Annotated in this window: 5 protein-coding genes, 3 tRNA genes and 1 pseudogene; 5 read left to right on the plus strand and 4 right to left on the minus strand. The window is 75.6% G+C overall.

Translation table 11 applies throughout. The features are described from left to right. Positions 1–153: 153 nt before the first annotated feature. Positions 154–366 (minus strand): hypothetical protein, encoded by a 213-nt coding sequence (locus BM142_RS19100; protein ID WP_092202221.1) that lies wholly within the window; start codon positions 364–366, stop codon positions 154–156. Between the two features lie 197 nt (positions 367–563). Between BM142_RS19100 and BM142_RS19105 the strand changes: the two genes are divergently transcribed. The 4 genes from BM142_RS19105 (at position 564) to BM142_RS19120 (ending at position 5,244) form a co-directional block, all read left to right on the plus strand. Beyond that, the gene (locus tag BM142_RS19105) at positions 564–1,292 is read left to right on the plus strand and encodes a phosphodiesterase (protein ID WP_217640795.1); all 729 of its coding nucleotides are present in this window, start codon (positions 564–566) and stop codon (positions 1,290–1,292) included. A 110-nt stretch (positions 1,293–1,402) separates the two neighbouring features. Next, positions 1,403–2,314: a hypothetical protein gene (locus BM142_RS19110; RefSeq protein WP_139228947.1), complete on the plus strand. Its 912-nt coding sequence runs from the start codon at positions 1,403–1,405 to the stop codon at positions 2,312–2,314. A 7-nt stretch (positions 2,315–2,321) separates the two neighbouring features. Further along, positions 2,322–4,010 carry an NAD(P)/FAD-dependent oxidoreductase gene (locus BM142_RS19115; RefSeq protein ID WP_254791077.1) on the plus strand — a complete coding sequence of 563 codons (1,689 nt, stop codon included), beginning with the start codon at positions 2,322–2,324 and terminating at the stop codon, positions 4,008–4,010. Between the two features lie 220 nt (positions 4,011–4,230). Continuing rightward, positions 4,231–5,244, plus strand: coding sequence for a glycosyltransferase (locus BM142_RS19120; protein ID WP_254791078.1), 1,014 nt, complete (start codon positions 4,231–4,233; stop codon positions 5,242–5,244). A 41-nt stretch (positions 5,245–5,285) separates the two neighbouring features. Here BM142_RS19120 and BM142_RS19125 read toward each other — a convergent pair. The 3 genes from BM142_RS19125 to BM142_RS19135 all read right to left on the minus strand — a co-directional run bounded on the left by BM142_RS19125 (position 5,286) and on the right by BM142_RS19135 (position 5,567). Beyond that, positions 5,286–5,359: transfer RNA gene (locus BM142_RS19125), tRNA-Phe, on the minus strand. Positions 5,360–5,382: 23 nt separating this feature from the next. Continuing rightward, positions 5,383–5,456, minus strand: a tRNA-Asp gene (locus BM142_RS19130). A 38-nt stretch (positions 5,457–5,494) separates the two neighbouring features. Continuing rightward, a tRNA-Glu gene (locus BM142_RS19135) sits at positions 5,495–5,567 on the minus strand. A 206-nt stretch (positions 5,568–5,773) separates the two neighbouring features. On the opposite strand from BM142_RS19135, the pseudogene BM142_RS19140 reads away from it, so the two are divergent. Continuing rightward, a pseudogene (locus BM142_RS19140) lies at positions 5,774–6,000 on the plus strand (hypothetical protein); the annotation flags it as partial.

Raw genomic sequence — 6,000 nt, forward strand, 5'->3', positions numbered from 1 at the left:
ACCGGCGCCGTCGTCGGTGGACATGATGTGCCCAGGAGCAGTTCCGGAACAGGCCCCGCGTGCTCGTCGTCCGGGGGCGACGGCGTGTCGGCGGCGGCACGCCCGGCCGGGCCGTCCCGGCGGCGCGCTATCGCAGCCGCCGGGACGCCGGGGTCAGCGGATCGCGGGGATCTCGTTGGTGGTGGTGGCGGTGACCGGCGACCACGCGTCGGGGTGCGGGCGGCCGGCGTCGACCACCCAGGGGCGTTCGGCCGCCGGCGCGGTGGCCGAACGGGTCTGCGGCCGACCGCTGAGGCTCACGATCAGGGCGAGGAGGACGAGCAGTCCGACGAGGACACCACCGATGATCAGGAGCGTGGAGAGCATGGCCACAACGTATGCGGAGGACCGATCCGTGTCATGCGGCCCGCGCCAGCAGATGTCACCGAACGTCGGTCCGGTTTTGCGCACTGTTCGCCGCCCGGTGTTCTCGTTCGAGGGAGGGCCCGGACAGATTGCGCCATGCGGACGCCCACCGGCGGGCGCGGGTGTGCTGCCGCCGCCGGGCGGGGTAGGACCGCGCGGTGCGGACCGGGCAGCGGTGGGCGGCGACGGTCGCCCGGGTGGCCGGCCGGGTGGTGGCCGTGCCCCTCGGCGCCGTCGCCCGGTGGCGTGGCGGCAAGCCGATGCACCCGCGGGGGGTGGTGCTCGACGCCGTCCTCGAGCGCCACGGCAGCACCGTGCCCTGGGGCGTGCCCTGGCTGGACGACCCGGCGACCGAGGCCGCGCTGGTGCGGCTCTCGCGGGGCGCCGGGCTGCCGGCACCGCTGCCGGACCTCCTGGGGCTGGCCGTGCGGGTGCCCGGCGGCACCGAACCGGTCGACCTCCTGCTGAGCACCACCGGTTCCGGACCGCTCACCCGGATGCTGCCCGTCCTCCGGCGGGACGGGGCGGCCGTCCACTCCTCGATCATGGGTTACCGCTCCGCCGCCGGGACGCTGCGGCTGGCCGCGTTCCCCGAGGCCGGGCAGCTGCTGTCCGAGCCGCGGCCGCTCGCCGACGAGGTCGCCCGCCGGGACCGGTGCTTCACCCTGGCCGCAGCCCGGGGCGGCGGGTCGTGGCAGCCGTTCGCCCGGCTGAGGCTGACCGCGCCGCGACCGCCGCTGGATCCCGACGTCGCGTTCGACGCCGTCCGCCACCCGCCGCCGGGGCTCGTGCCCGACGGCCCCCTGGCCGGCTTCCGGGCGCCGGCCTACGCCCGGGCCCGCGCGGCGCGGAGGTCGGCGTCCGGAGCCGAGGGGCCGGGCAGTTGAGGGGCCGGGGCGGCGACCGGCCGGAAAGGCGGTGACAGGCGGCGGCACCGGTGGTTCGATCGATGCGCCGGACAATCACGCACGGGGGCTCGATCCGCACGGGAGGTCCCGTGGACCCTGCCACCGCCACCCTCGATGCCTCGCGCGGACATCGCCGGCTGCGCCCGGGGATGCGTGCGCTCCTCACCGCCTTCGCCGTGCTCACCGCACTCGCGACCGGAGCCCTGTTCGTGCTGGCGGAGAACACCTCCGAGACGTTCGCCTGGACGATCCAGCCACCGCTGACCGCGGCCTTCATCGGCGCCGGGTACGCGGCCGGGTTCGTGCTGGTCGTCCTGTCCCTGCGGGAGCCGCTCTGGGCGCACAGCCGCGTCCCGGTGCTCACGATCCTCGTCTTCGTCGTCCTCACCCTCGTGGCGACCCTGCTGCACGTCGACCGGATGCACTTCGACGACGACTTCGGTGGGCTGGGCGCCCTCGCCCGGGGTGCGGCCTGGTTCTGGCTGGCGGTCTACGTCGTCGTGCCGGTGGCCATGGCGGTCCTGCTGGTCGTGCAGGAGCGGGCGCCGGGCGCGGACCCGGCGCCGCGCCACCCGGTACCCGGCCTGCTCCGGACCGCGCTCGCCCTGGAGTCCGCGCTGCTGCTCGTCGCCGGCGCGCTGATCTACGTCCGGCCGGCGACGGCGGAATCGGTGTGGCCCTGGGAGATGGCGCCGTTCACCGCCCGGGTGGTCGCCGCCTGGTTGCTCGCCTTCGGGCTGGCCACCGCGCTGGCCGCGGTGGCCGGCGACCTGCGGCGGCTGCGGACCGCGGCGATCGCCTACACCGTCTTCGGCGCCCTGGTGCTCGCCGCGGTGGCGCGCTTCCCGGACACCCTGGACTGGGACGCCCCCGCCGCCTGGGTGTTCGTGGCCCTCGCCGCCGGCGTCGTGCTCACCGGCGCCGTCGGCTGGCGGCTGGCACCGTCGGACCCGGCACCGTCGGATCCGGCCACCACCCGTAGCGGACTTGGACGGGGCTGAGTCCACCGTGGCCGAGGAGTTGCGGGCCGCGCTCGTCGTCGTCACCCGGGACGAGGAGGCGCGGGAGACGCTCACCACCGAGCTGCAGGGCCGGTACGGACGCGACTACGAGATCGTCGGGTGCGTGGACCCGGCGGAGGCCGGGCCGCGGTTGCGCGCGTCCGGGCTGCCGGTGGCGGCGGTGCTGGGCGGCATGGGCGGGCCGGATCCGGACGGGCTGGCGACCCTGCGCGCCCTGCACCGGGACCATCCCGCCGCGATGGCGGTCGCGGTCGTCCGGTGGGGCGACTTCACCACCGCGCAGCCGATCTTCGAGGCCGTCACGCTGGGCCAGCTCGACCGGTGGCTCTACGTGCCCGAGGTCGTCGGTGACGAGGAGTTCCACCGCGCGGTGACCGAGGCCCTGGAGGAGTGGTCGGCGCGCCAGGGCGGCGGCTTCGAGGCCGTGCGGCTGATCGGGGACCGGTGGTCCGGGCGCGCCCAGCACCTGCGGGACTCCTTCACCCGGAACCGGATCCCGCTCGGCTTCTACGACGCCGACTCGGCGGACGGCCGCGCGATGCTGGCCGGCATGCGCCTGGAGGAGCCGCGGCTGCCCGTGGTCCAGCTGCGCTTCCGCCCGGAGCGCCCGGTGCTGGAGGACCCCAGCGACCTGGAGATCGCCGACGCCTTCGGCCTCCTGACCCCGCTGGACCCGGACACCGTCTTCGACGTGGTCGTCGTGGGCTCGGGCCCGGCCGGTCTGGGGGCGAGCGTCTACGCCGCCTCGGAGGGGCTGCGGACGCTGGTGCTGGAACCGGAGGCGATCGGGGGACAGGCCGGCACCAGCTCGCTGATCCGCAACTACCCCGGCTTCCCGACCGGGATCAGCGGCAACCGCCTGGCCTTCAGCGCCTACCAGCAGGCCTGGGCGTTCGGCAGCACCTTCCACTTCATGCGCTCGGCCGAGGGGATCACCGCCGAGGGCGGGTCGCTCCGGCTCGCCCTGAGCGACGGGGCGAGCGTGGCCGCGCGCAGCGTCGTCGTGGCCACGGGCGCGGCCTGGCGGCGGATCGGGGTCCCGGAGCTGGAGCAGCTGGCCGGCCGCGGGGTCTTCTACGGTGCCGCCGTCAGCGAGGCGCCCGCGATGCGCGGGCGGCACGTCTTCGTCGTCGGTGGCGGGAACTCCGCCGGCCAGGCGGCGGTCCACCTCTCCCGGTACGCCGACCGGGTGACCGTCCTCATCCGCCGGGCCACGCTGAGCGCGACCATGTCGGACTACCTGATCCGCGAGCTCGATGCGCTGCCCACCGTCGACGTCCGCCCCCGGGTGGAGGTCGTGGGCGGGACGGGGAGCGACTTCCTGGAGACCCTCACCCTCCGGGACCTGGACACCGGTGCCGAGTCGGTGGAGGCCGGCGTGCTGTTCATCCTGATCGGCAGCGAGCCGCGGACGGACTGGCTGGGCGGCGCGCTGGCCCGTGACCGCTGGGGCTTCCTGCTCACCGGCGACCGGCTGCTGACCGGCGACCCGACGCCGGCCTGGCCGCTGGACCGGCCTCCCGCGCTGCTGGAGACGAGCCTGCCGGGTGTGTTCGCCGCCGGGGACGTGCGGGCGGGGTCGGTGAAGCGCGTCGCCTCCGCCGTCGGGGAGGGGGCGCTGGCCGTCACCCTGGTGCACGCCCACCTCGCCGCGCTCGGGGGCTCTGCTCGCTGAGCGGCCCCGCCCGCTCACCCGATGGAGTTGATGCCGGATTGGTCCGGACTGGCCGCGGGTAGGGCGGAACGGACCGGCTCGAATCCCGTGCCGGGCGCTGAGACCGTCGTGCAGCAGGTGCTGCCGCAGTGCTCGACCACGCGAGGAGCCGGACCGCCCTGTGATGCCCGCCGACCCCCCTGAAGCCGGGGGGTCGCTCTCCCGGAGCGACCCCGTCCGCGTGGCGACGATCCCGTTCGCCGGCCCCTACGTCGACGCCGTCCTCCCGCCGGACGCCGTGCGCGTCGGACCCTCGGGCGAGCTCAGCCCTTGGCTGGACTCCGCCTACCTCGCCGCGCACGCCACGGACGTCGACGTCCTGCACCTGCACACCGGGCCCGCGCACGTCGCAGCCGCGGCGGTCGAGTGCTGGGCCGAGACCGTCCGCCGTCTCGGCATCCCGCTGGTCGTCACCGTGCACGGGCTGGGCGCGGGGGTGCGGGAAGGGCACTGCCCGGCCGACCCGGGAATGGACGCGCACCTGGAGGCCGTGCTCTCGACGGCCGAGGTCGTCCTCACCCTCACGCCGGGGGCCGCCGACGAGATCGCCGAGCGGTACGGCCGCACGGCCATCGTCGTCGCGCACCCCACCGTCGCGGCACCCGACCCGGAGCTGGGCGCGGAGCGGGGCCTCGTGGGGCTGCGGCTGGGACGGGTCTCGGCGGCGGTGCCCGACCCCGGGGCTCTCGTGCGGGCCGCGCTGTCCGGCGCCGTCTCGGGCGGCGGCCGGCTCCGCGTCCTGGTCGACGCCGCCGACGCGTCGTGGGCCGGCAGCGAGGTCCGCAGGCTGGCCGGCCTCGGCGAGCTGGAGGTCGTGGTCCATTCCGGCGACGGGTGGGCCGCGCAGCTGCAGCAGCTGCACGTGGCGGTGCTGCCCGAGCCGTGCGGCCGGCACTCCCTCGACCTCGAGATCTGCCGGGACGTGGGCACCCGCGTCGTGGCCCCGGGGTGCGGCTGGTTCGTCGACCAGTGGTCCGACGTCGTGCCGTACGGCAACCACGAGCACGGCCGGCTGGACCCGGTGTCGCTGGCGGCCGCCGTCGGCGCGGCGCTGGCCCGTCCGATGCCGCGGCCGGCCGACCGGGACCGGCGCGCGGAGCAGCTGGCCGCGGTGCGCCGCGTGCACGCCGAGGTCTACGCACAGCTGGCCGAGCAGGTGTTCCCGGGAGTGCGGGGGAGCGCGGGCTCCGCCTGATCCCCTCGGGGACGCGGGCCGCTCCGTGCAGATCTTCTGTGTGGGCAGGGGCGGGGTCGAACCGCCGACCTCTCGCTTTTCAGGCGAGCGCTCGTACCGACTGAGCTACCTGCCCCTCCCGGTGTCTCCACCGGAGAGCGACCCTGACGGGACTCGAACCCGCGACCTCCGCCGTGACAGGGCGGCGCGCTAACCAACTGCGCTACAGGGCCTTGCTGGTGCAGTCCTGCCTGCTGACTGCTGTCGTGCGTGCCCCCAACGGGGTTCGAACCCGTGCTACCGCCTTGAAAGGGCGGCGTCCTGGACCACTAGACGATGGGGGCTCGTAGTTCGCCGGGGGCGGAAGAAACAATACATGCCCCTCGCGGCACCACCCCGGCGGGGGGCGAGGGTGCCGCCGCCGGGTCAGACGGTATGACCCGACCGATCCCGTGGGGAGCGGTTGCGGGTCGGGGCCTTCCACACCAGAAACGTGGGTTACCGGGGAGGAGCCCCTGCCCGGCCTATCCGACATGTGTGGGAGGCCCCGATGGGTGTGGAGCGTACGAGCGTCGGGCTGGACGTGCACGCACGATCGGTGTCCGCGGCGGCGATCGACGGCGTCACGGGCGAGTTGATCAAGAAGCGGCTGGTACCCACGACCGACACCGTGATCGAGTGGGTGCGTGGCCTGCCGGGTCCGGCGGCGGTCACCTACGAGGCCGGGCCGACCGGGTTCGGGCTGGCCCGGGCACTGGCCACCGCGGGGATCCGCTG

The organism is Blastococcus tunisiensis (genome assembly GCF_900112815.1).
Classification (GTDB): Bacteria; Actinomycetota; Actinomycetes; order Mycobacteriales; family Geodermatophilaceae; genus Blastococcus_B; species Blastococcus_B tunisiensis.